Below are 24,529 nucleotides of genomic sequence, written 5' to 3'. Positions count from 1 at the left end.
ACGATGCCGCGTTGCTGGAGAGGCTCTACACCCCTTTGCTGACGGCTTATGGCCCCCAAAACTGGTGGCCGGCCAAATCCCCCTTCGAGATGATGGTCGGGGCGATTTTGGTGCAGAATACCGCCTGGACCGGGGCTTCCCGGGGAGTGGCGCAGCTGGAGAGAGCCGGATATCTTTCCCCGGAGGCCATTCGGGATCTGCCGGAGGAGGTTCTTTGGGAATTGATCCGGTCTGCGGGCTATTTTCGTTTGAAGACCAAACGCTTAAAGGCGCTGTGTGGGTTTTTGGCAGGCTATGGGGATGATCTCTCCCGGCTTTTCAGAGTGGAGACCGGGGCCTTGCGGGAGGAGTTGCTCGGGGTTTATGGGGTGGGTCCGGAAACCGCTGATTCGATTTTGCTGTATGCTGCCGGGCGGCCTCTTTTTTTGGTGGATGCCTATACCCGGCGGATATTTGGCCGCTTGGGGTGGGTGGAGCAGGCAGAGGCCCCTTATGAGATTCTACGAGGGTGGGTGGAGGAGCGATTTCCGGTGGATGTGGGGATGCTGAACGAATTTCACGCCTTGATCGTGCGTCTCGGTAAGGAGCACTGCCGGGCCAAACCCCTCTGTAGCGGATGCCCCATCACCAGCTGTCCCTATCCCCGGAAGCAGGAGCCTTCCCCTTCATGAACGGTTCCTTATCAAACATCCTGGAGATGCTCCCATGAACCAAGCCCCGCCAACCTCGGCCACCAAACGGGAAATCCGGGTGCTGCCCGACGCTCTGGCCAACAAAATTGCCGCCGGGGAGGTGGTGGAGCGGCCTGCTTCGGTGGTGAAGGAGCTGTTGGAAAACAGCCTGGATGCGGGGGCGGGGAGTGTTGAAATCCGCATCGAGCGGGGGGGGAAGCGATTGATCCGCATCAGCGACGATGGCTGCGGCATGAATGCCGAGCAAGCCCGACTCTCCCTCACCCGCCACGCCACCTCCAAGATTGCCACGGCGGAGGATCTTTTTAATATTTCCACTTTGGGCTTTCGGGGGGAGGCGCTGCCCGCCATCGCTTCCATCGCCCACATGGAGCTGGAGAGCCGCATTGCCGAGGAGCCCGACGGGGTGCGCTTGAGCCTGAAGGGGGGCAAGGAGATCAGTGAAGAGCGGGTGGTGATGCCGGTGGGCACCCGCATTACCATTCGCAATCTCTTTTTCAACACCCCGGCCCGCCTGAAATTCATGCGGGCGGATCGCACCGAAACCAACCATGTATCGGACCTGGTGCATCACATGGTGCTCAGTCGTCCGGAGGTGGCGTTTCGGCTCTATGTGGATGAGCGGGAGGTGGTGAATGTGCGGGGGGGAGGGAGCGACAATCACCTGGCCCAAAGGCTTGCGACGGTGCTGGGGGGGGATTTTGCCGACAACTGCCTGGAGGTGAATGGGGTTCAGGAGCAGGTGACGATTCGGGGCTGGATTGGGCTGCCCAACCTCCACCGCAAAAATGGCTCCGGCATGCACCTGTTCGTCAATGGCCGCTGGATCAAGGATCAGACCGTCAACCATGCGGTGCGGGAGAGCTATCGCCAGGTGATGCCCAGGGATCGCTATCCGGTGGTGGCGCTGTTTATCGATCTTCCAGCGGATCAGGTGGATGTCAACGTTCACCCGGCCAAGCGGGAGGTGCGTTTTAGCCAGCAAAATTTTATCCACTCCACCATCCGCCGCACCTTGAGTCAGGCGCTGGCTTCTTTGGGGAGTGAATTTATCGAGACGCCACCCCCTGTGGCTGGGGAGACCATGCCGGGTTGGGATCCAGCTGATCCGGGGGTGGGTGCCCCGGTTGAAAAGGCTCCCCCGCCAGCCCCTCCTTTTCCCAAAAACGACCACGACGATCCCCTGGCTGATCCAGGCGAAGAGATTATTGCCAACCTCCCCCCAGCCGCCTCCCAGCCGGTGGAGTGGGATCGATCCTCTCCCCGTCCCCGGGATTCGGGTCTGCGAAGTGGAGTGTACGGCTCCGGTTATACCGGTAAGAGCCAGTATCGGATTTCCGAAAGCAGCGCTCCCCTTCAGCACCGTTTGGATCTGCGGGAGCCGGTCTTGCCGGACGGGGGCTCTGCCGGGTTGGACGGCGGATCGGATGCCCCCACCGAGGCTTGCCAGGAGCCGCCTCTGGAGCAGGTGGTGGAGGGGCCGCTGGGCAGGGCTTTGGCGCAGATTCACGACACCTATATTTTGGCCCAAACCCGGGAGGGGGTGGTGTTGGTGGATCAACATGCCGCCCATGAGCGGATTGTGATGGAGGGGTTGAAGGCCTCTTTTGATCGGGAGGGGGTGCAGGGGCAGCTGTTGTTGATTCCGGAGGTGTTGGAGTTGTCTCCCAAGGAGGCCTCCCAGGTGGAAGCCCAGCTGGATCCGCTGAAAAACCTCGGGGTGGTGGTGGAGTCTTTCGGCCCGAACGCCTTTGCGGTGAGAGAGCTTCCGGCTCCGTTGGCGACATCCGAGGCGAGGGGGTTGGTGCTGGATTTGGTGGAGGAGCTGGAAAAATATGGCGGGGAATCGGCGCTCAAGGAAAAACGCGACGAAATCATCGCCCGCATGGCCTGCCACGGCTCAGTCCGGAGCGGCCGCAAGCTCAACGTGGAGGAGATGAACGCCCTCCTCAGACAGATCGAATCCACCCCCCGCTCCGGCCAATGCAGCCACGGTCGCCCCACCTACGTAACCCTCAGCAAAAACGACTTGGAAAAAATGTTTGGGCGCAGGTAGCCTAACCCCGAGCTTCTATCCGGTTTTTGGGGGCGTCTCTTCGGGGTTCAGATTTTTCATTTCCCGGATGGCGTAGGCGCGTTTGCCCTGGCTTTCGAAATAGATTCGCATCTGCAACTCCGCAATCAACCCCAACAGCACGAACAGCACCCCCGAGAGCGCCAGAAATACCGTCAGCAAGGGGAGCGGGGTCAGGATGAATGAGGTGCCGAACCATTTCAGAATCAATGCCCAGACCCCTGCCAAAAATGACAGCCCCAAACTCGCAAACCCCAGCTTGCCGAAAAACTGCATGGGTCGGTCAAAAGCGCTCTCCATAAAGCGGATGAGGATTAGATCGAGGATCACCCTTAAAACCCGATCCATGCCATAGTTGGAGTGCCCCGAGCGGCGGGGGCGGTGGTTGACCGGTATTTCGGTGATTTTTGCCCCCTCCCAAGCGGCATAGAGGGGAATGAAACGGTGCATCTCGCCATAAAGCCGGACATTTTCCAATACCCCCCGGCGATAGGCCTTCAAGGTGCAGCCATAGTCGTGGAGAGTCACCCCGGAAATCTTCGAGATCAGGCGGTTGGCCAGGCGTGAAGGCAGGCGACGCTTGATCAGGCCATCCTGCCGCTCCTTGCGCCAGCCCGAAACCACGTCATACCCCTCTGCCAGCTTTTGGATCAGGCGGGGGATGTCCCGGGCATCGTTTTGCAAATCCCCATCCATGGGAATCAATATCTCCCCCCGGGCATGATCGATGGCGGCCATAAGGGCGGCGGTCTGGCCGTGGTTGCGGCGAAAATGAATCACCTTGACCCGGGGGTCGGAGAGTGCAAGCTGGTCGAGCTTTTCGGGGCTTTGGTCAAGACTGCCGTCATTTACCAAAATCAGCTCGAATTCTCCCCCCAGGGCTTCCATCACCGGCATGATTTCGCCATAGAGGGGGGCGATGGTGGCCTCTTCGTTGTGGATGGGAACCAATACCGAAAAATCCATGGGGGGCCTTTCCAGGAGGCGGTTTAAGCTGACCCATGATACCGTTCCCCTGGGGTGGGGTAAACCGGATGGCCGGAAGGGGTTTGGAATGTGAAGGGGGCTCCCATCCGGGTGGTGGGGCTTCCGGGAAAAAAGTGAGGCTGAGGGTATGTGCGGGATTGTGGGATTTTCGGCTCCCGGGGGGGCGGATGAAACCCGGGAGCGGCTGACAAAAATGCTCCAACCCATCCGCCATCGGGGGCCGGATGGCGAGGGGGTGTGGCGGGATGAAAACTTGGCCCTGGGTCAGGTGCGCCTGATGGTGATCGATCCCCGGGGTGGGCGGCAACCCCGGGTGGATGAGGGGAGTGGCGCGGCGCTGGTTTATAACGGCGAGATCTACGGCTATCAAGCCCAGGCCAAAACCCTCCGGGAGCAGGGGATCGTTCTTCAGGATCAATCCGATACCGAAGTGCTTTTTCAGCTTCTCAAGGGAAATGGAGTACACAACACCCTCCAAACCATCGACGGCATGTTTGCCTTTGCCTTTCGTGCCGAACATAACGGCCCCCTCTATCTGGCTCGGGATCGATTTGGGGAAAAGCCCCTCTTTTATGCGCTCAGGGAGGGGGTGCTGCTGTTTGCTTCCGAAATAAAATCCCTGCTGCGCCATCCTCTGCTCGCCGGGAGCGATTTCGACCAGGAAGCAGTGGCGCTCTTTTTGGCGATGGAATATCTCCCCGGGGAGGGAACTGGATTGGGTGGGATCAAAAAATTGCCTCCCGGAACGCTTTTGACCTTTCACGATGGCGAGGTGAAATGCAGCACCTGGTGGCGACCCAAGCCTGGGGGGGGGGATGTGGTTTCGGATGGCTCCGAGGGGGGGCGGATGGAGGCGTTGGAGGTGCGGCTGGCCCAATCGGTGCGGGAGCGTCTGATTGCCGATGTGCCGGTGGGGGTGTTTCTCTCCGGGGGGGTGGATTCTTCCCTGATTGCCGCCTTCACTGCCCGGGAAACCCGCTCGGTATCGGCCTTTACTGTGCAGATGCCCGGGGAGCGATTTGATGAATCGGGGCCAGCTCGTAGGGTGGCGCAACACTTGGGGTTGGCTCATGAGGTGATGGCGCCGGAGGAGGGAGATCTATTGCAGGCGCTGGAGGGGTTTTCCCAGGGGTTGGATGCGCCTTTTGCCGATGCTTCCTTTTTGCCTACCTGGTTGCTTTGCCGCCATGCCAAATCCAGAGTGACGGTGGCTTTGGGGGGGGATGGGGCGGATGAGCTTTTTGCCGGTTATCCCAACTTTCCCGTGAGTCGCTTTGCTGGATGGATGCAGCGGTTTCCCCAGAGGAGTGGCGTGGCATTGCGCAAGCTTTTGGACCGCATACCCCCCTCGGACGGCTACATGGGCTTTCGCTTTCGCTTGGGCCAACTCTCCCACGGCTGGGGGTATGGGGTGGATCATCAGCCTTTTTACTGGCTCTCCCCCTTTGGGCCATCCACACAAAAACCGCTCTGGCGGCGGGAGGTTTTTTCGGTGGCGGCAGATGGCGGGGTGGGGGAGGCGTTGGATCGATTGTTGGCTGTGGGAGACAATTCGGATCGGCTCTCCCGGCTGCTCTATCTCTTCAGCGTGACTTATCTGCCAGAGGATATTCTCACCAAAGTGGATCGGGCGGCCATGTCTCACAGCCTGGAGGTGCGCTCTCCCTATCTGGGGCGGGATTTTTCGGAGTATGTGTTGCGCCTGGGGGGCGGGGATAAATTGCAGGGCATGCAGACCAAGGTGTTGCTGAAAAAAATGGCCTTGAAGCATCTGCCAAAAGAGATTGTCCACCGCTCCAAGCACGGCTTTGCCTTACCTGTTTCAGCGCTCTTGCGGGGGCTTTTTCGGGAGCGGGTGGCTGAGGTGCTGTTTGATCCGGGGAGCCCCTTCCGGAGCTGGTTCCATGGGGAGGTGATTGAGGGGTTGTGGCGGGATCATCAGGCGGGAAAGAGGGATCACGGCAAAAAGCTCTGGAGCCTGTATGCTCTCTATCGCTGGGGGGTCAATGTGCGGGGGGGGGGGGGGGGTGATCCAGGGAGGTGATGGTGGATTGATCTCCGGTTGTACTCCCGACATGATCTTGAAGCGCCCGCTGGGGGATTTTTTTGATCACCGCCAAAATCGCCCCTTCCCGGGTGACTGCTGTGGCAATCTGGCCGGAGCCGGGGCGGTTGCAGTTCCAGCGGGTAAAGCCCAGAAAATAGTCCGAATGGTTGAGCCTGGGCTCGGAAATAAAATTTTCCGGCAGAAAGTGAGACGCCGAAATCAACGGGCCACACACCGTCACCCGATAGGTGTGGTTTTCAAAGTCGATGCCCCTCACCCGCGCTTCCTCCCGGGCATGTTCCGCCATCTTGATGACCGCCTCCCGATAAGCCGTGGCCCAATAGTCCCGTTCAAACCGTCCGGAAGCTCCTTGAACGCCCCCCACCAACGTATTGAAATAGACATATTGATAAGGGTGCAGCCCCACCATCACCCGGGTCAGGGAGGCCAGGGCGATCACCAGCAGGATCACTCCCCAGATCCCCGCCCGCTGACTTCGCTTACGCAACCGAGCCAGGCTGGCGGTCACCGCCACTCCGGCCAGCACCGCCATGGGGGGCATGAGGAAGATAAAATGGCGCAGGCCGTCGTAGAGCACCGGGCGGGCGATGAGCACATAGGCCAGGGGGATGGTGATAGCCATCCAGAGGAGGGAAAAGGCCAGAATGTGCTCCCCTGAGCCCGTCAGACGCGCCTGTTGAATCCGGCCCCAGGAGATGGGAATCGCCAAGCCCAGAAAAAAGAGGAGGCATTCCGGCAACTTTATGCTGAAATAGAGGGGCAGATAGTTCCAGGGGAGTTCCCCGGAGGGGGTAAACCGACCGTTGAACAGCACATCTCCAGGCCAGGGAAAGCGGGACATGAAGAGAATGGTCTCCAGGGGCACCCGGAGGGGATCGAGGAGGGCCTTGGGCCAAAAGGCGATCATCACCAGATAGGCGATGGTGAAACTCAGCAATAGATGAAGGGCGAGATGCCGGGTACGTTTGATGATTTCCCGGCGGGGGAGGCGGTTTTGGAGCCAGCGGCCCAGGTAAAAAAGCCCCAGCAGGCCACTATAGCCGATCACCAGCACCCCGCCGATTCTTACTCCGAGGGCGGCTCCCAGGGTGAGGCCAAACTTGACTGAGAGGTGGGTGGGGATGTGGGGTAGGGCGGCCAACAGGCGGCTGAGATAGTATAAGGCCCAGATCATGGCAGCGGCATAGGGGATGTCGCTGGAGTTGATGAACATGTGGCCATAATAGGAGGGGGTGAGGATTAAAAACAGCGCCGCCCAAAAAGCCGCCTGTGCCCCCCCCACCAGCCGGGCCATCCGCCAGCAGCCGACGATGCCCACGAAACCCGTCAGGGGAATGGCCAGGCGGCGGACGCCAAAATCCCCCCAGGAGGAGAGGCTTGCCAGAAACTGCACTGGGGTATCAAACAGCCCCCCCCGCAGGCTCAGGTTTGGCCACACCTCAATCGCCCCCCGGTCTGAGAAGCCGGAGCTGAAAAAATCCAGGATCAGCTTGCCATAGCGCACCTGCTCCGGTTCGTCCCAACTGAGGCCGTAATCCATGAATGTCATCAGGATCACCACAGCAAGGCCGATGAAGAGCGCCGAGGAGAGCCAGTCAAAAAGATGGGGGCCGGGTGGAAAAGGGCCTTCCCACGCCTTTTTTTCCTGGGGGCTCAAAGGGGATTGGCTATCAGGGTGTTGTTCGTTCATGCCCCGCTCTGACCGGTTGGCTGGGGTGAGGGATGGTTGGCGTATCGGCAAACCAGATGCCCGGCCACCGCTGTTTGCCGCCCGAGCTACTATATCCAGCGCCATCCACTCCCGCCACCCGTCGCGCTTATCCCAAGCCCAGAGTGTACAGCTTCGCCGCATCGGAGGGAGTGATCCCAGCCATCCGAACCATCAAGAAGAGCCTGATCAGGAGGAGGTGCACAAGGAGGAGGAAGCCCTCTGTTGCCGCGATTGCCTCCAGCCCATCACCACCCTCAAAGAGCGGATCGAAAAGGATGGGAAGCATCAACACACCTTTTTCAATCCCCACGGCGTGGTGTTTCGCATCGGCTGTTTTGCCCGCGCCCCGGGTTGTGTGAATGTGGGCGAGCTTTCGGGGGAATTTTCGTGGTTCAGGGGAACGCTCTGGCAAATTTCCCTGTGTCGACAGTGTCAGACACATCTGGGGTGGCGATTCAGCGGGCAGGAGGGTACCCTCTTTTTTGGATTGATTTTGGCTCGGCTCGTTCAAATGGGCCGAGGTGGTGGCAAAAAAAGCCCGGAGGGATCGGGGGGGGAGTAAGATCGATGGCTGAGATGAAGGAACTCTTGGGTGAAATTGATTTTTTTGAGGAGTTCACCGAAGAGGAAAAGGATCAGATCTGCGCTGGCAGCCTGATGAAGGAGTTTGTGGCGGATACCCACATTATCCATGAGGGCAATACCGACCGTACCCTCTATGTGCTCATCAGCGGCAAGGCGGAAGTCGCCAAGGCCAGTGCCCCTTCCTCGCCTCTGGCGGAGTTGACTCCGGGGGCGGTGTTTGGTGAGGTGGCCCTCTTTACCCACCAAACCCGCACCACCGATGTGATCGCTCGGGAGCCGGTGGTGCTTTTTCAACTACCGGACGAGACCTATCAGAGTCTGGATCCCGACCTCAAGGTGAAGATTCAACTCCAGACCATCAAGATCCTGCTGGGGCGCTTGTCCCACATGAATCGCTCCTTCCTCAAGATGGTTCAACTCCAAAAAGCCACCCAGGCCGCCATGGCTGGGGCCAACACCCCGGACCAGGCCCGGGAAGAGGCCGATCTATAAGGGCTCAGTCGATTTGTCGGCCCGCTCTCTCCACCTTCGAGTTCAAACAATCAGACCATGACGGCGTAAGAGCTTGGCCACCGCCCTAGCCAAGGCCCGATAGCCTTTGGCGTTGGGGTGGACCCAGTCGGTTTTCATGGAGGGGTCGAGCAAAATATCGACGAAGGCCTCTTTTTCCAGGGGGATTTGAAACCCTTCGGCCACCTGGGCATAGAAGGGGGCTGTGGAGAGGGGAATGCCGAAGGAGGGGACACCCAGGAGAACGACCTGAATCCCTTGCTCCTGGGCGAGTTGGATCATGGCGTTGAGGTTTTCGGTGATCTCCTCCCATGGGCGTCCTTGGAGGATATCGTTGGCCCCGTGACAGAGAATGAGCAGCTTCGGATCATGGCGGCTCAACACCCCCGGCAGCCGGGCGAGTCCTTCCCAAGACTCTTCACCGGGAATGCCGGAAGAGACCACCCGGCGTTTGATGAGTCCGCTCAATATCTCCGGATAGCTCTCCCCGGACCCCGCACCGGTGCCGTATGTCAGGCTGTCGCCAAATGCCAAAATCACTGCATCCTCCTTCAGAGCCGTGCCCTGTTGAACATCGTCACAACCACCCAGGCCGATCAATAATACCAGCAGCCAGCCCCACCCCCTTTTGCCAAATCGTGCCATGAAATTTTCGCCCCCGTTCAGCTGGATGAATCGTCACCTGGTTCTTTTTGCAGCCACTCTATCCCGTCATCCACCATCCAGACAATCCCCCCGACTGTTTCTACAGGAGCGCTGGAGAGTTCGTTGGACAAGAGAATCAGGCTCACAGTATGGTTGAAAGCGGGTGTGTCCAGCTTCCCATAAGATGCGATCAGGGGAGTAAACCAGATGGGGGAGGTGTGGTGACCGTGGCCAAAAAGCCGAGTCGTTTTTCCAACTATATGATCATCCTGGTGCTTTGGGGGGTCTCTCTCTATCAACATTTTGTCCTGGAGAGCGAATCGGGCCGAAACTTTTTTTTCTTTGGGGCGATTTTCTTTTTTGTAGCGACTTTTTTTTCGGCCAAACGCTCCCAACGCCGCAAAGCCCGGCGTCACCATCCCCGCAACCGCAACCGGGAACGGGATCACGACCATGACCACCGCGACGACAGCGACCACCTGATGGAGATGGGCGGCGTAGGGATGGGTATGGCGGTTGGGGGAGGGGCGTTTTCGGGGGATGGGGATAACGATGATGAGGTGAAGAGGGGAAGGCCTGACGGGGATTGGGATAACGGTGACGAGGAGGATTGGGGGGGTGGTTTTGATGATGGCGATGATGGCGGTGATGGCGATTGAGCCTGGGGGCTTGGGTGGTGATGTGGTCAAATGGGGGGGAATTTGACAAATGGGGGGTAGCTGAATGGACCAGATGGAAAAGCTTGGACTCAAACCACGCTACGAAATAGAAAAGGCTCTGCTGGAGGGGAGTGAAATAATCGCCATCCGGATCTTCCGGCAAGCCACCGGGCAGGGGCTGGCCCAAGCCAAGGCGGCGGTGTCGCAGTTTGAACAAAAACTCCGAAAAACCAAACCCTACGCCTTCAAGGATTACCAGCAATCCGGCTCCCGGGGCAGAATCAGCCAAGCCCCGGTTGCCAAGGGTAGCCAATCCACCCCCCCAGACAACCCATCCTCCCCTGACCACCCGCAATCCGTCACCCCGGATCAAGGGGAGGATCGCTCTGTGGCATTTCCCCTCATCGTTGCCGTGATTTTGGCCGCGACCGGAGTGTTCTATTTTGGGGATCTGCCCATCATTCCCGAGCGGTTCAAGCTATCTGACGACACCGAAACCACCAACCCAAATGAACCGGAACCCACCAAGGCGCTGGTGCCTTTGAGTGCCTCAGGTTCCCAGGCTCCATAGCCACGGATGTCAGGCTGAACCAGCCGCCAAGGCAAGATGTATTCCCCTGGGGTGTTGCTGGTGAGGGGGAGGTGTGCTGAATGCCTTCCGACTGGCTATCCCTTTTGTCCCCAGCGCCGGAAAAATCGATAGAGCCAGATGGTGATTCCGGTGAGAATAAAGATCGGTCCTCCCCAGAGCATGCCCACCGTCAGGAGGGTCATCACCAGGGCTGGAATGCCCGCATCGGTGTTGTGATAGAGGGGTTCGAGGTGATCCCCGGTCAGCCGATATTCACTTTCATGATAACCCGGGGCATCCAGTCGATGGGTGGTCAGCTCCACCCGCACATGCACAGAGCCGTTGCTCTCCTGCTTGATCCACCAACGTCCTTCGCCTATCCCCTCGCTGGTGGTCTCTCCCGACCCCGGTTGGGCATAAAAATGCCACACCGATCTTTGGGTAAAATCTTTTGCCAGCAGCCAGGGTTTGATGACCCGTTTGTTTTCCTGATTTTCCACCAGGATTTGCAGGGTGGCTGGGGGGGAATCGCCAGGATTGAACTGTTTGGGCAGATAGCCCCAGCCCGCCCAGGCCAGCAACCCCGTGGAGCCAACCACCAGGAGAACCATGCTGGCGGTGAAGAGACGCTGGATGACCTGCCACTCCCGATGATCCAACACCGATTTGAAGGGTAGCGTGCCTACCACATTGTAGCGTTCACAGGGAGTGCAATAGCCTTCTCTGTTATCCGGCATCCCCTCACCACACGCCCCACAGTGGAATTGTCGCTGGCGGATGGCTCGTACCCGCATGATCACATAGATCCCAGCGACTCCCCCCAGGGCCATGCCCGGAGCAACAGGCAGCCGCTCCCCCAGAGCCAGGATCAAAACAAGCCCCGGCAGCAGGACCATCAGGAGATGACGCCAGGCGCTTTGATCTTTCTGGCCATTCAGGCGAAACTCACCGGAGATGATGGGTATCACGGTCTCTTTCCCTCCCATGCTGACATCATTCTGGTCATCCGACACCAGATGATTCTATCACCGTTTGGATCATTTGTTGGCATCCCTTGCCCCGGCCCTTGCAGATCGCCAGCATATGGGGATGACCAATCCCATTGCACTTAAAGCCGCTGACCTGAAGCTGCGCTTCGGGGTTTACGGCCATTTTTATGAGATGACCCTGGGGGGGGTTCTCTACCACTGTCGTTCGGTGCTGGAGTTGATCGCCCACGAGCGTACCCCCCAGGAGCCGAACCGCATCATGACCCTGGCCCCGGATCTTCTGGTGATCATGATGAATCCCGGCTCCTCCCGCCCCCTGGATCGGGATTATCAACCCCGGCGGGTGCGCTCCCCCAGTCAGATCGGTGTGGAGATGGAATTGACCCCCACCCGTCCGGACAACACCCAGTATCAGGTGATGCGGTTGATGGCGGCCAAGGGGTATCAACACGCCCGGGTGTTGAATCTATCGGACTTGAGGGAGCCCAAGAGTCCGATCTTGATCCGCACGGTAAGCCAGCTTTCCCAGGTGCGGGGAGGGGGAGCCCATACGCTTTTTTCCGTCTCCCGAAAAAAAGAGCGTGAGGAGCTTTTGGGAGCGCCGGGCCAAACGCCGGTTTTGGTGGGGTGGGGGCGGGATAAGGGGCTTTTGCCTTTGGTGGAGCCCTGTTTGGCCGCCCTCAAAGGATTTACCACCGTCGGCGTGGCGGTGGCGGGGGATGATCGCCTCTATGCCCACCCAAGCCCCATGTTGCAAAGGCTCAAGGAGGGGTGGCTGGCGGCCATTCTCTCCCAGCTTAATCAGTCGTCCCCCTGATGCTTTTTGGAGATTGAATCCGATCCATGGCCGATTTTCCCCCCTTCCCGGATTATGATGATCCCCTCTACCGCCCCCCCTCGGAAGGGGACAATCTCATCATTCAGGCCACCATCGGCTGTGGTTTCAATCAATGTACCTTTTGTTCGATGTATCACAGCAAACGTTTTGCCATCAAACCCCTGGCAGCGACCTTCGCCGATATCGATCAAGCCGCCCAGATATGGCCCCACGCCCACCGGGTCTTTCTAGCCGACGGCGACGCCCTCTGCCTGCCCACGGATCATCTTTTGGAAATTTTGGTTCATCTGAAAAAACGGCTCCCCAAGCTCACCCGGGTCTCTTGTTATGCTACCCCGGGGGATCTGCTCAAGAAATCCCTCTCAGAGCTGGAAACACTCAAAAACAATAAGCTCACCCTGCTCTATTATGGCATTGAGAGCGGCTATGATCTCTTGCTGAAAATCATCCGCAAGGGAGCAAACCAACAGAGCATGATCGAGGGATTGCAGAAAGCGGCCCAAGCAGGGCTTAAGGTTTCCGCCACGGTGGTGCTGGGGTTGGGGGGGCAAACGCTTTGGCAGCCCCACATCGACCACACTGTCACCCTGCTGGAAAAGGCCCCGGTGCACTATCTTTCGACCCTGCAATTGATGTTGGCCCCCGCTATCAAGGAGGCGTTTCTCAGTCGCTTCGATCCCCCCTTTGTTGTCCAGGAAGATGACGCTATTCTGGAAGAACAAAAAAGACTTTTAAGCGGACTCACCACTCTGCCGAGACGAATCATCTTTCGCTCCAATCACGCCTCCAACGCCCTGGCCCTGGCCGGTACCCTGCCCAAGGATCGAGAGCGGCTTCTTGCGGAGATCGAAGCGTGTCAAACAGACGATGACACTCGGTTACGCCCCTTCTGGTTGCGATCTTTGTAGGAGGATTTATAGTGGGTCTATCCAGGTGGGGGGATCTGTTCTGGATTGATCCGGGCAAAATCATGGATTTCCCCTTATCAGCCGCTCTATTAGAGAATATTCCCTTATGAAATCGATTTTCAACCTCCCCATCACCATCAAGATCATTGCCGTCATCCTGGTGCTTTCTACCGCCAACACCCTGCTTTTGATGTACAACTCTGAAGAGCAGATTGAAGGGGCCATTTGGGATCAGGTGCAAAAACAGGCGCTTGTTTTTCTCATGGGATTGGAGCGGGAAATTCGCCGACTGCCGGTACCACTTCCGGCGGAAAAATTGGAAAAAATCATTCGGGATCCCCATATCTTCCATCACCGGGACAATTATGATTTTTCCATCGAAAAGATCTATCTCTTCGATGGCTCGGGCCGGGTGCTGGCCCACTCCAAACCCGGCCCCCACCCGGACAAACCCCTGGATGGCAAATATGGGGAGTTGCTGCAAACGGGGGAGCCGATGATCTTTGAGGAGCTGTCGAAGCCAGGGGATCCCGGCGGGGCAGGCCACCCCCGAACCATGGATGTGCTCATTCCTCTGCACCATGACGATCGGGTGATCGGTGGCATCGAGGCGGAGCTTAATCTGGATGAAACATTTGCCATGATCAAAAAGATGGACGACCAATATGAGGAGAGCACCCTGCAAATGTTGGTGATCCACGGGGTGTTGATGGCCGCTCTTCTCTGGTGGATGATCCATCATCTGCTGATCCGTCACGTCCGGCAGTTTGACCGGATCACCCGCCAGATTGGTGAAGGTGAGCTGAAAAGCCGGGTAGGCGCCAATCTGCCCCAGGATGAGGTGGGGCGGTTGGGGGGGGCCATCGATCACATGGCCGAAAACATCCAGCAGCTTATCCAGGCCCAGGAAGAGGCCTATCTACAGGCGTTGCGCTCCCTGATCAAGGCCCTGGAAACCAAGGATGCCTATACCGCTGGTCACGCCTCCCGGGTGGCCCGCTATTCGGTGGCTTTGGGGCGTCATATCGGTCTGGCCGATGATAAGCTGGAGCTTTTGCGAAAAGGGGCGCTCATGCACGATCTCGGCAAGATCGGGGTGCCCGATGCCATTCTCAACAAGCCCAGCGGACTCACCGACGAAGAGTTCCAGGCCATGCAGCACCATCCCAACCATACCGCCGCCATCATGAAGCCCCTCAAGCGGTTTAAGGAGTTTGCCGAAATTGCCGCCTGGCACCACGAACGTTGGGACGGCAAAGGTTATCCGGACAAACTGGGTGGAGAGGCGATTCCTTTGCTGGCCCGCATCGTTGCCATCGCCGACACCTGGGACGCCATGACCGGAGATCGGGTTTACCGCAAGGGAATGCCCCGGGAAAAGGCCTTGCGTATTCTCACCGAGGAGAAAGAGCGGGGGCAGTTTGACCCCAATCTTCTACAGACCTTTATCGACATGGTCCAAAACCGGGATGCCCAAGGCCAGCCCATCGCAGAGACACCCCCTTTCTGAGCCTGAGAGCGAGAGCGCACCATGGAGTCGAGCCGTTTTCCCGGAGATCCCCCTCAGGTCAAGCCGGACGAGGATCCGGATCTGATATGGCCCGGCGGATCTTTCCGGCATGAGCGGCAACCGGGAGCTCTATCTCTCTGAAGTGATTCAAAAAACCTTCCTGGAGGTGAACGAAAAAGGCACCGAAGCCGCAGCTGCCACGGCGATGCTGATTTTGGCTGGCTGCCTTCCCGAAGAGGCCCCACCGCCCATCCCCCAGTTCCGCGCCGACCACCCCTTTCTGTTTTTGATTCGGGAACGCCGATATGGTCAAATTCTTTTCATGGGTCGCGTAGCCGATCCCACCAGCGGCGGCTGATTCCAGATTTTTCCTGCCTCTGACTCCCCATGCCCGGGAACGAAACCACCCCTTTGCCTGTCCATTGAAGTGTCGGGATAAGCCGTTTCCGAGGGTTTTCGATTTTGATAATGATTTGGGCAAGTCTGGCCATGACGGTTTCAGGCTGTCTGACGATTCCGGGCATCCTGATGATTTCAGAACGATGGATTTCCGGGAACAGGGGAGAATAGTGATGGCGATGGAAATCATGTGGCTCTTTTTGGGGCTGGGGCTGGGGATCCCCGGTATGGCTCAGGGAGATGAGTCCAAGCTGGAAACCGCTACCTTTGCGGGGGGCTGTTTTTGGTGTGTGGAGCAGGTTTTTGATGAGGTGGAGGGGGTGGTCAAGACCACTTCGGGCTATATCGGCGGCAGCCAAAAAAATCCCACCTATCGGGAGGTCTCCCGGGGGAAAACAGGGCATGCCGAAGCGGTGGAGGTGGTGTTTGATCCGGCCAAGGTGAGCTATGACGAGTTGTTGGCCATCTATTGGCGCAATATCGACCCCACCACCCCGGACCGACAGTTTTGTGATCGGGGCAGTCAATACCGGGCGGAAATATTTTACCATAACGACGAACAGCTCAACCTCGCCCAGGCCTCACTGTCGGCTCTGATGGAGGAGAAGCCCTTTGATGGCGCCATTGTTACCCAAATCACCCCGGCATCGGATTTTTATCCAGCTGAGGCGTACCATCAAAACTTTCACCGGACCAATCCCCTGCGCTACACTTTTTATAAATCCCGATGCGGGCGGGACAACCGTCTGGAAGAGCTGTGGGGGAAAAAATAGAGCGCGTGTGAGGTGTCGGTGATCCAAGTGGGAAAGTGCTGCTATCACCCCTGACTTGGCACCAAGCCGACCCTTTTTTCGAATAGCCGGGAAAAAGGAAAGACCATGAACAGACGCCATTTTATCCGGACCACCCTGGCTTTTGGGGGATCGGTCTGGATGGGTTCAAACCTGCTGACATCACACCTGGAGGCCGCAGCGATTGTGGATAAAATCACCAAAACTGAAGATGAATGGCGGGCGATTTTGACCCCGGAGCAGTTTGAGGTGCTCCGCAAAGAGGGGACCGAACGCCCCCACTCAAGCCCCCTCAACAAAGAGCATCGCAAGGGGATATTTGTCTGTGCGGGGTGTGAGTTGCCCCTTTTTACCTCTGAAATGAAATATGACAGCGGCACCGGTTGGCCCAGTTTTTTTGCCGCCATCGAAGGGGCTGTTGAGACCGAGTGGGATATGAAGCTTTTTTATCCCCGGGAGGAGTACCACTGCATTCGTTGTGGTGGCCATCAGGGACACGTCTTCAAGGATGGCCCCCCCCCAACTGGTAAGCGCTACTGCAACAACGGCCTGGCGCTGAAATTCAACCCCTCCGAAGCGTCTTGAAAAGCAGGGAAATCCCCAATACTCCCCCAATCTGAAGGCTACTCCTGACTGACCTGCCCCCCCCCACCGTCGTATTTGGGGTGGGGGGCGGTTGGGTTTAAGGGGTTTGTTCAGCCTTGGGGGGGGGCTCCTCCCGGATGGAATCGGCTTCCCCCTCATCCCCCGATTCCTCTGGAGCCTCTGCCATGTTTTCCGACTCAGCGGATTCCTCTGTTTCATCCGCTGCTTTGTCCCACTCTCCACCCTTGCGCGCCATCCAGTTGATCCAAAGCCCTCCCAGCAGAGCGAGAAAACCCACCCCCAGGAGCATCATCCCCCAGCCCAGACGGGTTTTGGGGAACACCCCGGCCAGCTTGATGGCCAGATCCTGAATGAAAAACATCAGATCTTTGGCTGCAATCACAAAACCGAAAAAGAGCAGGAGCTTGGCAAAAAAGAGCTGAAGACGCCAAGCGAGAAAAATCAACGAAGCCACCAGGAAAAAGCTGGCAAACGACAGGGGGGGTGGCAAATCTGGCGGCGGCCCCTGGCTCCAACCCAGGGACCAGAGGAAAAAATAGCCTGCAAAAGCCGTCCCCACCCACCCATTTTCTTCCCCCCTGCGCCAGGCCCGCCAGGCAAACATGCCCGCAACAGCCAGAGCGGTGGGGGCTACAAAGGAGGGGGAAAAAAAGGTGAGGGGCAGGGCAACCACCCCAACAAACCAAGCCCCCTTCTCTTCAGAGCTTCTCAACCCTACAGCGAAGAAGTAAGGCACCATCTGGGACAGGACAGTCCCGCTGTGGTTTGGGCCGATCCAGATGATGTGGTTCCAGAGGTGATAAAAATAGAAAAAGAGCAGGGCGATCCAAAATCCCCTGGATATCCGCCCCAAAACCGTCTCCCCCCATTTTTCCAGGGGGATATCTGTTTTGAAGGTCAGGCGGTTGGGGAGCACCATCATTCCGATGAAGGCCAGCCCCCAGTTGGCTATGAGAAAAATGGCTGGTTTGTTTACTCCCGGCATGGCGAGCAGGTGGGGCAATGCGCCGATAGCCACCCCCCCAGCCAGGATGAGTGCGAGGGCCTGAGGGTTGATTTTCAGGTGGAAGGCACGATGCAACCCCACCACCTTGACCCCCAGCAATCCCACCCAGATCGCCGCCAGGGAATATCCCCAATAGCCTGTTCCCACAACGCTTTCCAGGCGGAAGGTGGTGTCAAACAGAAAGAGCACCGCCATCATCCCGAGAATCACCCCGGGCCGCCGCTGTCCCAACTTTCGATAGAGCAGCCAAGCCCCCCCGATCAGCAGCAGTTCATAGGCCTGCACCACGGAAAAAAGGATCACCTGCCCCAAGGACCACTGATCCTGGACCAGATCTTCCAAGCTTTGGGAAACCAGAAACACCCCCAGGAGGATACAGAGAGCGCTGAAAAAATAGAGTGGGTTATATTCGACGAACCAACGTCTGAACAGCCCGCGCACGGATTTTTTTTGTTGCTTTTTCATCTATCCCCCCTTGTCCATACGGATGATTTTCCCCTGTTCCCTGGTATCATGGGAGACGGTTTGGCTGCAACAACAATCCATCGTGATAGAAGGAGAGGGCCAATCCATCCCATCCTTTTGGCTTGGGCTGGTGAGGGGTTTTGTGGATGTGAATGAAAATGACAACCAGACTGATAATGCTTCTTGGAATGTGTTGTGGTATAGTTTTTGAGTGATGATAAAGCGGTCAATCCCTTTGCAAACTTTCATTTTCTGCTAAATTGAGTATGATGATGTCAGACCATTGAGCGTCCCATTGAAAATATCGGATTAACCATCCAATCCTTCGAGGAATCGACATGCCGAGAGCGGAAATTGTCACCACACTGGCTGCTGGGGAAAAAGTCACTGTTATAGGACCGGGAACCCTGGAATTTCAGACCCCCAAAATTTTGGCTGGGGCCAAGGCCGCCGGAGCGGGTGCGGGCGCTGGTGCCGGAGCTGCTGGAGCTGGCGGAGCCGCTGTTATGGGTAAGGGTGCCGCAGCCACGGGAGTGGCCCAGGGAGGCATCATGACCAGCAGTGCTGTGGGTGCCCAGGCTTTTCCCGCTTCTTTGGCCTCCGGCAAAGTGCTGGGTCTGAACCTGGCCGCCATGAATCCCTGGGTGTTGCTGGGTATCGGGGCTATCGGCGGATACTATTTTTTCAAGAAAAAACGCTTCAGCATTCTGTAATGAGCTGAATCGGTAAAATCCTGGACCCTGCTGCCAAGGATAGGATGGTGGCGGTAAAGGGGAGCTTATGCCAGATGGTCGCTTCACGGTTTTGTGGGAGCGGGTCGTATGGCGTGGGCAATCCAGAATGATTCATTCCCAAGAGGCCGCTTCCTTAAAAAGGAGGTGGCCTTTTGTGCGTGGGGCTAAAGGGGGGCAGCCTCTTGACGTTTTCAGAAAAAATCTCCAGTCAAAAATGAATGGCGAACAAAGCAGCCCTTCCCATCGTCTGTTTCAATGGGTGTTTTAAATCGATATGATTCGGTAGATAATCCAGTGTTTTAATCAATTAAATAGGAACAACTCCCAGCAGCCCGGTGCAAGAGCCATCTGGGCTGGACAACTCAAAAACAATTGAATCAAAGGAAGATTTTTATGGACAAATGCTCTCAAGAAGATGAACGAACTTATGACGATACCATGCCCGAACTGGGTTCGGAGATGAAACGGATCGTGCACTGCCAAAAGCAGGAACCCGAGGAGATCTGGGAGGATGTTTTCCTGGGTGAGGAGGATAGGGAGGCTTTCACAGATATCTGTAAGGCTTTCAGGAAGATGGCTTTCGAGGGGAAGTATGGATGGTATGCCAGGCGGCTTGCCAAGCTCATGTACGGTATCGTCTACCGGGGCTTTGGTCACTACCTTGATGAAAGTGATTGGCTTTCCAAAAAAAGCGGAAAAATTTTGTCGCGCTCCCAAATGGCCTTTGTTCAGCGAGCCTACACCTGGTCCCATTTTGCCTGCTCCACCACCTGTGTGTGGGATGCCGACCTGGGTGAGACCATCTGCATGCGCAGTCTCGACTGGCAGGGGGCGAGGCCTTTGGGTCAGGCTACCCGCATCTTTGATGTCCAGGATCTGGATGGCAACACCCTCTATACCGGGGTGGGGGTGGTGGGGATGCTGGGCGCTCTCACCGGGGTTAAGCCAGGCTTTTCCATTGCCATCAACTATGCCCCCTGGTTCGAAGGATCCACCGATGAGGATATGGACCCCACCTTCAAGCTCCGCAGGCTGCTGGAAAACCCCGCCATCGACACCTATGACAAGGCGTTGATCGCCCTACAATCCTGGGAAGTCAGCTCCCCGGTCTTTTTGACTCTCTGCGGCACCCAGAAGGATGAGGCGTGTGTGGTGGAGATCGGTCGGTTTGACAATAAATCGATCCGCAAATCCAAGGATGGCCTGCTGATTCAGACCAACCGGTTTGATCCCAATGGTGATTTTGGTCACCAAGAGCTGGCGGGTGGTGAAACCCGGGAAGGACGGTTTGGCGATGTTGAGAAGAACATGCCGGATCGCAAAAAGCAGAAAGATTTCCCAGTGAATGGCAAGGGTGAAAGCATCGCCAAAGATAGCCGCAACCCCACCAGTGAAGAGTGGTATTGTGGCAAGCTGATTCCCCACTCAAAAAAGCGTGAAGAGCAGATCGAGGAAGCCTTGAGCGGTTTTGAGGGCACCTCCCGGGAGCTGGAAGATAAACTGATTGAAACCTACAAAACGGCTCCGGTCTGGAACTGGGAGACCGCCTATTGGTCTCTCATGCGGCCCAAAACCGGCACCATGAGGGTCTTTGCTCGTCGCAAATCCGGCTGATCCCCCCTGATTGAAACAGCAGGCGTTTTCCATGCCTTGGCTGAAAGTTTATCTCACCCTGTCGGTTGGGTCTCTCCAGACCCAACCGACAGCTATGAAGTCAGAAGAGCCCCCTTCCTCTGAAACGCCTCTGAACGCCTCCCGTCAAAATCCATCGCCTCTGTTCGTGATCGGGTAAAACCTTTAAGCTTTGGGCTGGATGATACAGACGATGCTCAAGCCAAGGATTACCCATGAACAGAGCCCAGCGGCGGCATTTGCAAAAGCAGTCTAAAAAATCTGGAAAATCCCCCAGGGAGATGAGGCCCCAAGCATCCGGAAAAACGGTCAAAGGTAAGCCCCAGGGTGAGGTCACTGCCACTCTCCAGGAGAACAGTCAACCACCCGGCCAGGAAGCCGTGGCTGCCCTGCAACAAGGCATCTCGTTTCATCAAGCTGGTCAACTGGAGCTGGCCAGTCAGTGGTATCAAAAAACACTGACTTTCCATCCAACCCATGCCGTGGCCCTGAACAATCTGGGTGGCATACTGCGTGCCCAGGGAAAGCTGGATGAAGCGATGGCGAGTTGCCAAAAAGCCATCGCCATCGAACCGGGCTATTCCATGGCATACTTCAACCTTGCTGTCATTTTGCAGGAGAAAGGTTGGCTGGATCAGTCCATTTTGAACTTTCAAAAAGCCCTTGCCATCAAACCCGACTATCACGATGCCCAATTCAACCTTGGCGGCGCTTACAAGGCAGCAGGTCAGCTCGAAAAGGCCTTTCTGAGTTTTCGGAAGACACTGGCCCTCAAACCAAACAATCCTGGCGCTTACAACAATCTGGGACTCATTCTGCACCAACTGGGAAGGTGGGATGAAGCAATCAAATACTTTCAAAAAACCCTTGCCCTCCAACCAAGCCATTACAAGGCTTACAACAATTATGGCATTACGCTGCTTGCACTAAAGCGCCCTGCCGAGGCTATTGATAAATTCCAGCGGGCTATCACGATCAGACCTGACAATCACGAAATTTTCAACAAACTCGGCTTAGCGTTCCTTGGTCTGAAAAAAACCAATAAAGCCATTGCCTGTTTCCAGAAAGCTCTCTCCATCAAGCCCAACTACGCAGAAGCTTGGCACCAACTCGGCATAGCCATGGCAGATGAGGAAAAGCCAGATGAAGCGATCCGGTACTTTAAAAAGTCGATCGTCATTGACCCAAATAATCACAATGTCTACAACGCCCTGGGGGACATCCTGACCAATCAGGGAAAGCTAGATGAAGCCACCCGAAACTATCAAAAGGCGATCACTATCAAATCGGACGATTCATTAGCCTATTATAACCTTTCCAGGACACGAAAACAGTTCACCCCTGCCATGATCGACGCGTTACAGGCACTAATCGGCAAATCTACCACTGATTACGACCAAATCCATTTCAACTTTGCCCTGGGTAAATCCCTGGAAAAATTGGAACGCCATACGGAGGCCTTCCAACATTATCTGGAAGGCAATCGATTGGTAAGAAAGGATATTCGTTTCAGTTTAACTGATGAGACAAAGTATTTTGAATCCTTCATGGCAACCTTTGACAAATTTTTCTTTGAGTCACAAAGAGAGAGCGGCCATCCTGATACAACCCCCATTTTTATCGTCGGCATGCCCCGTAGTGGGTCATCTCTTATCGAACAGATTCTGTCGAGCCACCCGGAGGTCCATGGCGGTGGCGAGCTTCCTCTGCTCAACGAAATTCTCCTCGCAGGAACCTCTTCTGAGGATCCCCGATTGATTCCTCGGACATTTTCCCGCATGGATTCCAAAGGGTTGACCGAAACGGGCATCCGATACGTTTCCCAACTACGCAAGCTGGCACCGACAGCCCGGTTCATCACCGACAAACGGCTTCTCAATTTCATGCATCTGGGCATCCTTCGTTGTATCCTTCCCAAAGCCCGGATCATTCACTCCCAACGCGCTTCAGAGGACACCTGTCTCTCCATTTTTCGAACCAAGTTCACAAATGGCAGCAATTTTGCCTTCGACCTGAAGGAAATCGGTCACTACTACCGACTTTATGCTAGGATCATGGCGCACTGGCGGGAACTCTTTCCGGAGACCTTCTATGAAGTTTCCTATGAAAGTCTGACCCAAAATCAGGAAAAGGAAACCCGCCGACTGTTGGACTATTGTGGGCTTGAATGGCATGCGGGTTGCCTTGATTTTCACAAAACCGAAAGAACCGTCCAGACAGCCAGCAACATTCAGGTGCGACAACCCATCTATCAAAGCTCCGTCAAAGGCTGGAAACGCTACGAAAAGCAGCTGCAACCCTTGCTGGAAGCCCTGGGTGTCCATTCTTCTTCCTGATCGGAAAAACAGAACGCAGGGTGTGGAACAAGCCCAACGCCAGGCGACTCCCTATATCTGCTCCCTGGTTTTCAGGAAGCGCACCTTGGGCCACTCCTTGATGGCGGTCTCCAGGTGCCAGGCATTTCGGGCCAGGAAGACCGGAGAGCCGTCGTGATCTTCGGCCATGGCGGCCATGTTGTTGTCGGAAAAATCTTTGATGTCGGCGTGTTCATCCGCTTCCAGCCAGCGGGCGGTGTGGAGGGCGGTGGCTTCGAAATGGACCGGGATGTTGTACTCCGTGCGGATGCGGTCGGCCAACACTTCAAACTGCAACGCCCCCAGCACCCCCACGATCCAGTCGTTGCCCATGTCGGTTTTAAAAATCCGTGCCACCCCTTCCTCACCCAGCTGACACAGAGTGCGCCCTAAATGTTTTACCCTTAAGGGATCGTCTGGGCGCACCTTTTGCAGCAGCTCCGGGGCAAAGCTGGGAATGCCGGTAAATTTCAGATTTTCCCCTTCGCTCAAGGTGTCGCCAATACGCAGGTTGCCGTGGTTGGGGATGCCGATGATATCCCCGGCCCAGGCCTCTTCAGCCAGCTCCCGGTCCCGAGCCAAAAACAGCATGGGATTGTGCACGTTCAGGGTTTTTCCGGAGCGTACATGGTGCATTTTCAAGCCCCGGCGAAAATGGCCCGAACAGAGCCGTACAAAAGCCACCCGATCCCGATGCTTGGGATCCATGTTGGCCTGGATCTTAAACACAAAGGCGCTGACCTTTTTTTCTTCGGGGTTGACCTCCCGTCCAACTGCTTTTTGAGGTCGGGGAGGGGGGGCCAGATCCACCAAACCCTGGAGCAGCTCCCGCACACCGAAATTATTGATGGCTGAGCCGAAAAAGACCGGTGTCAGGTGCCCCTCCCGATAGCTTTTGAGGTTAAAGGGTTGGCAGAGCCCCTGGGCCATCTCCACCTCCTCCCGGAGGGTGGCTGCGGCATCTTCGGGTAGGAGTTCATCCAGGCGCGGGTCATCCAACCCCTGGCAGGTCTCACCCTCCTCATCTCCCGGCTGTCCCCCCCGGGCCATAAAAAGCAGACGATCCTTGAAGAGATGATAGCAGCCCAAAAATTCCCGCCCCATACCGATGGGCCAGCTGGCCGGGGTGACATCCAGGGCCAGGGCCTGTTCAATTTCGTCCAGCAGTTCAAAGGGATCCCGACCATCCCGGTCCATCTTGTTGACGAAGGTGATGATGGGCACGTTGCGCAGCCGACACACCTCGAACAGCTTGCGGGTTTGCCCTTCGATACCCTTGGCCGCATCGATCACCATGATGGCGGAATCCACTGCTGTCAGGGTTCGATAGGTATCCTCACTGAAATCTTCATGGCCAGGGGTGTCGAGCAGGTTGAAGGTGCAGCCGTCATATTCATAGGTCATCACCGAAGCGGTGACTGAAATACCTCTCTCCCGCTCCACCTTCATCCAGTCGGACCTTGCCCGCCGTCGCTGTCCTCGGGCTCTGACGTTACCAGCCAGTTGGATGGCGCCGCCAAAGAGCAGCAGTTTTTCGGTCAAGGTGGTCTTGCCCGCATCCGGATGGGAGATGATCGCAAAGGTCCGTCTCCGGGAGACCTCTTGTTCCAACGCAGCCGTGTTCATGCACAATCCTTCCTAAGCGGCAGCCCAACCCTGGGGAATCCTTTACTCACCGGGTCGTGGCGGCCTGATTTCCCATCCCTGGTATAACGAACCTATCGGGATTAAACTGAAACGTTTCCCGGTAGTTGTTTGACTCCGATTCTGTTTTGGAAATCGGGGCAATGCAAGG

General features: G+C 56.7%; 23 protein-coding genes. 17 read left to right on the top strand and 6 right to left on the bottom strand.

The genetic code is table 11. From position 1 onward, the window contains the following. The first annotated feature begins 89 nt into the window (after positions 1 to 89). Positions 90 to 671 (top strand): endonuclease, encoded by a 582-nt coding sequence (locus tag HQL52_04370; protein MBF0368673.1) that lies wholly within the window; start codon positions 90 to 92, stop codon positions 669 to 671. Positions 672 to 705: 34 nt separating this feature from the next. Beyond that, a complete protein-coding gene (mutL, locus tag HQL52_04365; GenBank protein MBF0368672.1) occupies positions 706 to 2,748 on the top strand; it encodes a DNA mismatch repair endonuclease MutL in 2,043 nt (680 codons plus the stop codon). Positions 2,749 to 2,763: 15 nt separating this feature from the next. On the opposite strand, the gene HQL52_04360 is transcribed toward mutL, so the two are convergent. Continuing rightward, positions 2,764 to 3,732, bottom strand: a complete 969-nt coding sequence (locus HQL52_04360; protein ID MBF0368671.1) for a glycosyltransferase family 2 protein — start codon at positions 3,730 to 3,732, stop codon at positions 2,764 to 2,766. 148 nt (positions 3,733 to 3,880) lie between these two features. Between HQL52_04360 and asnB the strand changes: the two genes are divergently transcribed. After that, a complete protein-coding gene (asnB, locus tag HQL52_04355) occupies positions 3,881 to 5,797 on the top strand; it encodes an asparagine synthase (glutamine-hydrolyzing) (protein ID MBF0368670.1) in 1,917 nt (638 codons plus the stop codon). Here the strand turns inward: asnB and HQL52_04350 are convergent. Further along, positions 5,757 to 7,511, bottom strand: coding sequence for a glycosyltransferase family 39 protein (locus tag HQL52_04350; GenBank protein MBF0368669.1), 1,755 nt, complete (start codon positions 7,509 to 7,511; stop codon positions 5,757 to 5,759). The two genes, asnB and HQL52_04350, sit on opposite strands and share 41 nt — an antisense overlap. Between HQL52_04350 and HQL52_04345 the strand changes: the two genes are divergently transcribed. Beyond that, complete coding sequence (locus HQL52_04345) at positions 7,510 to 8,094, top strand: hypothetical protein (protein MBF0368668.1); 585 nt, start codon at positions 7,510 to 7,512, stop codon at positions 8,092 to 8,094. The two genes, HQL52_04350 and HQL52_04345, sit on opposite strands and share 2 nt — an antisense overlap. A gap of 5 nt (positions 8,095 to 8,099) precedes the next feature. Then, positions 8,100 to 8,609 carry a cyclic nucleotide-binding domain-containing protein gene (locus HQL52_04340; GenBank protein MBF0368667.1) on the top strand — a complete coding sequence of 170 codons (510 nt, stop codon included), beginning with the start codon at positions 8,100 to 8,102 and terminating at the stop codon, positions 8,607 to 8,609. Between the two features lie 42 nt (positions 8,610 to 8,651). On the opposite strand, the gene HQL52_04335 is transcribed toward HQL52_04340, so the two are convergent. After that, positions 8,652 to 9,272, bottom strand: a complete 621-nt coding sequence (locus tag HQL52_04335; protein ID MBF0368666.1) for an arylesterase — start codon at positions 9,270 to 9,272, stop codon at positions 8,652 to 8,654. A gap of 221 nt (positions 9,273 to 9,493) precedes the next feature. Here HQL52_04335 and HQL52_04330 point away from each other — a divergent pair, with 221 nt between their 5' ends. Then, positions 9,494 to 9,931: a hypothetical protein gene (locus HQL52_04330; protein ID MBF0368665.1), complete on the top strand. Its 438-nt coding sequence runs from the start codon at positions 9,494 to 9,496 to the stop codon at positions 9,929 to 9,931. A 64-nt stretch (positions 9,932 to 9,995) separates the two neighbouring features. Next, on the top strand, positions 9,996 to 10,502 hold the full coding sequence (locus HQL52_04325) for a hypothetical protein (GenBank protein ID MBF0368664.1): 507 nt from the start codon (positions 9,996 to 9,998) through the stop codon (positions 10,500 to 10,502). Positions 10,503 to 10,597: 95 nt separating this feature from the next. Here the strand turns inward: HQL52_04325 and HQL52_04320 are convergent, their stop codons facing one another. Then, on the bottom strand, positions 10,598 to 11,470 hold the full coding sequence (locus tag HQL52_04320; protein ID MBF0368663.1) for a hypothetical protein: 873 nt from the start codon (positions 11,468 to 11,470) through the stop codon (positions 10,598 to 10,600). Positions 11,471 to 11,591: 121 nt separating this feature from the next. Between HQL52_04320 and HQL52_04315 the strand changes: the two genes are divergently transcribed. The 6 genes from HQL52_04315 to msrB all read left to right on the top strand — a co-directional run bounded on the left by HQL52_04315 (position 11,592) and on the right by msrB (position 16,522). Continuing rightward, positions 11,592 to 12,308, top strand: a complete 717-nt coding sequence (locus HQL52_04315; protein ID MBF0368662.1) for a DUF1643 domain-containing protein — start codon at positions 11,592 to 11,594, stop codon at positions 12,306 to 12,308. Positions 12,309 to 12,334: 26 nt separating this feature from the next. Further along, positions 12,335 to 13,237, top strand: coding sequence for a radical SAM protein (locus HQL52_04310; GenBank protein ID MBF0368661.1), 903 nt, complete (start codon positions 12,335 to 12,337; stop codon positions 13,235 to 13,237). Positions 13,238 to 13,343: 106 nt separating this feature from the next. Next, positions 13,344 to 14,747 (top strand): HD domain-containing protein, encoded by a 1,404-nt coding sequence (locus HQL52_04305; protein ID MBF0368660.1) that lies wholly within the window; start codon positions 13,344 to 13,346, stop codon positions 14,745 to 14,747. Positions 14,748 to 14,856: 109 nt separating this feature from the next. Then, positions 14,857 to 15,105 (top strand): hypothetical protein, encoded by a 249-nt coding sequence (locus HQL52_04300; protein MBF0368659.1) that lies wholly within the window; start codon positions 14,857 to 14,859, stop codon positions 15,103 to 15,105. Between the two features lie 220 nt (positions 15,106 to 15,325). Continuing rightward, positions 15,326 to 15,919 (top strand): peptide-methionine (S)-S-oxide reductase MsrA, encoded by a 594-nt coding sequence (gene msrA / locus HQL52_04295; protein ID MBF0368658.1) that lies wholly within the window; start codon positions 15,326 to 15,328, stop codon positions 15,917 to 15,919. A 105-nt stretch (positions 15,920 to 16,024) separates the two neighbouring features. Then, positions 16,025 to 16,522 (top strand): peptide-methionine (R)-S-oxide reductase MsrB, encoded by a 498-nt coding sequence (msrB, locus tag HQL52_04290; GenBank protein MBF0368657.1) that lies wholly within the window; start codon positions 16,025 to 16,027, stop codon positions 16,520 to 16,522. Positions 16,523 to 16,619: 97 nt separating this feature from the next. On the opposite strand, the gene HQL52_04285 is transcribed toward msrB, so the two are convergent. Next, complete coding sequence (locus HQL52_04285; GenBank protein MBF0368656.1) at positions 16,620 to 18,014, bottom strand: hypothetical protein; 1,395 nt, start codon at positions 18,012 to 18,014, stop codon at positions 16,620 to 16,622. Positions 18,015 to 18,352: 338 nt separating this feature from the next. On the opposite strand from HQL52_04285, the gene HQL52_04280 reads away from it, so the two are divergent. The 4 genes from HQL52_04280 (at position 18,353) to HQL52_04265 (ending at position 22,716) form a co-directional block, all read left to right on the top strand. Then, entirely contained in the window at positions 18,353 to 18,727 is a 375-nt protein-coding gene (locus tag HQL52_04280) for a hypothetical protein (GenBank protein ID MBF0368655.1), read from the top strand. Positions 18,728 to 19,141: 414 nt separating this feature from the next. After that, a complete protein-coding gene (locus tag HQL52_04275; GenBank protein MBF0368654.1) occupies positions 19,142 to 20,362 on the top strand; it encodes a hypothetical protein in 1,221 nt (406 codons plus the stop codon). A 31-nt stretch (positions 20,363 to 20,393) separates the two neighbouring features. Then, positions 20,394 to 20,540 carry a hypothetical protein gene (locus HQL52_04270; protein MBF0368653.1) on the top strand — a complete coding sequence of 49 codons (147 nt, stop codon included), beginning with the start codon at positions 20,394 to 20,396 and terminating at the stop codon, positions 20,538 to 20,540. A 121-nt stretch (positions 20,541 to 20,661) separates the two neighbouring features. Further along, positions 20,662 to 22,716 carry a tetratricopeptide repeat protein gene (locus tag HQL52_04265; GenBank protein ID MBF0368652.1) on the top strand — a complete coding sequence of 685 codons (2,055 nt, stop codon included), beginning with the start codon at positions 20,662 to 20,664 and terminating at the stop codon, positions 22,714 to 22,716. A gap of 51 nt (positions 22,717 to 22,767) precedes the next feature. Here the strand turns inward: HQL52_04265 and HQL52_04260 are convergent, their stop codons facing one another. Beyond that, on the bottom strand, positions 22,768 to 24,360 hold the full coding sequence (locus tag HQL52_04260; GenBank protein MBF0368651.1) for a peptide chain release factor 3: 1,593 nt from the start codon (positions 24,358 to 24,360) through the stop codon (positions 22,768 to 22,770). Positions 24,361 to 24,529: the final 169 nt, after the last annotated feature.

Source organism: Magnetococcales bacterium, assembly GCA_015232395.1.
Classification (GTDB): domain Bacteria; phylum Pseudomonadota; class Magnetococcia; order Magnetococcales; family JADFZT01; genus JADFZT01.
This window is presented reverse-complemented; position numbering and strand designations above follow the sequence as displayed.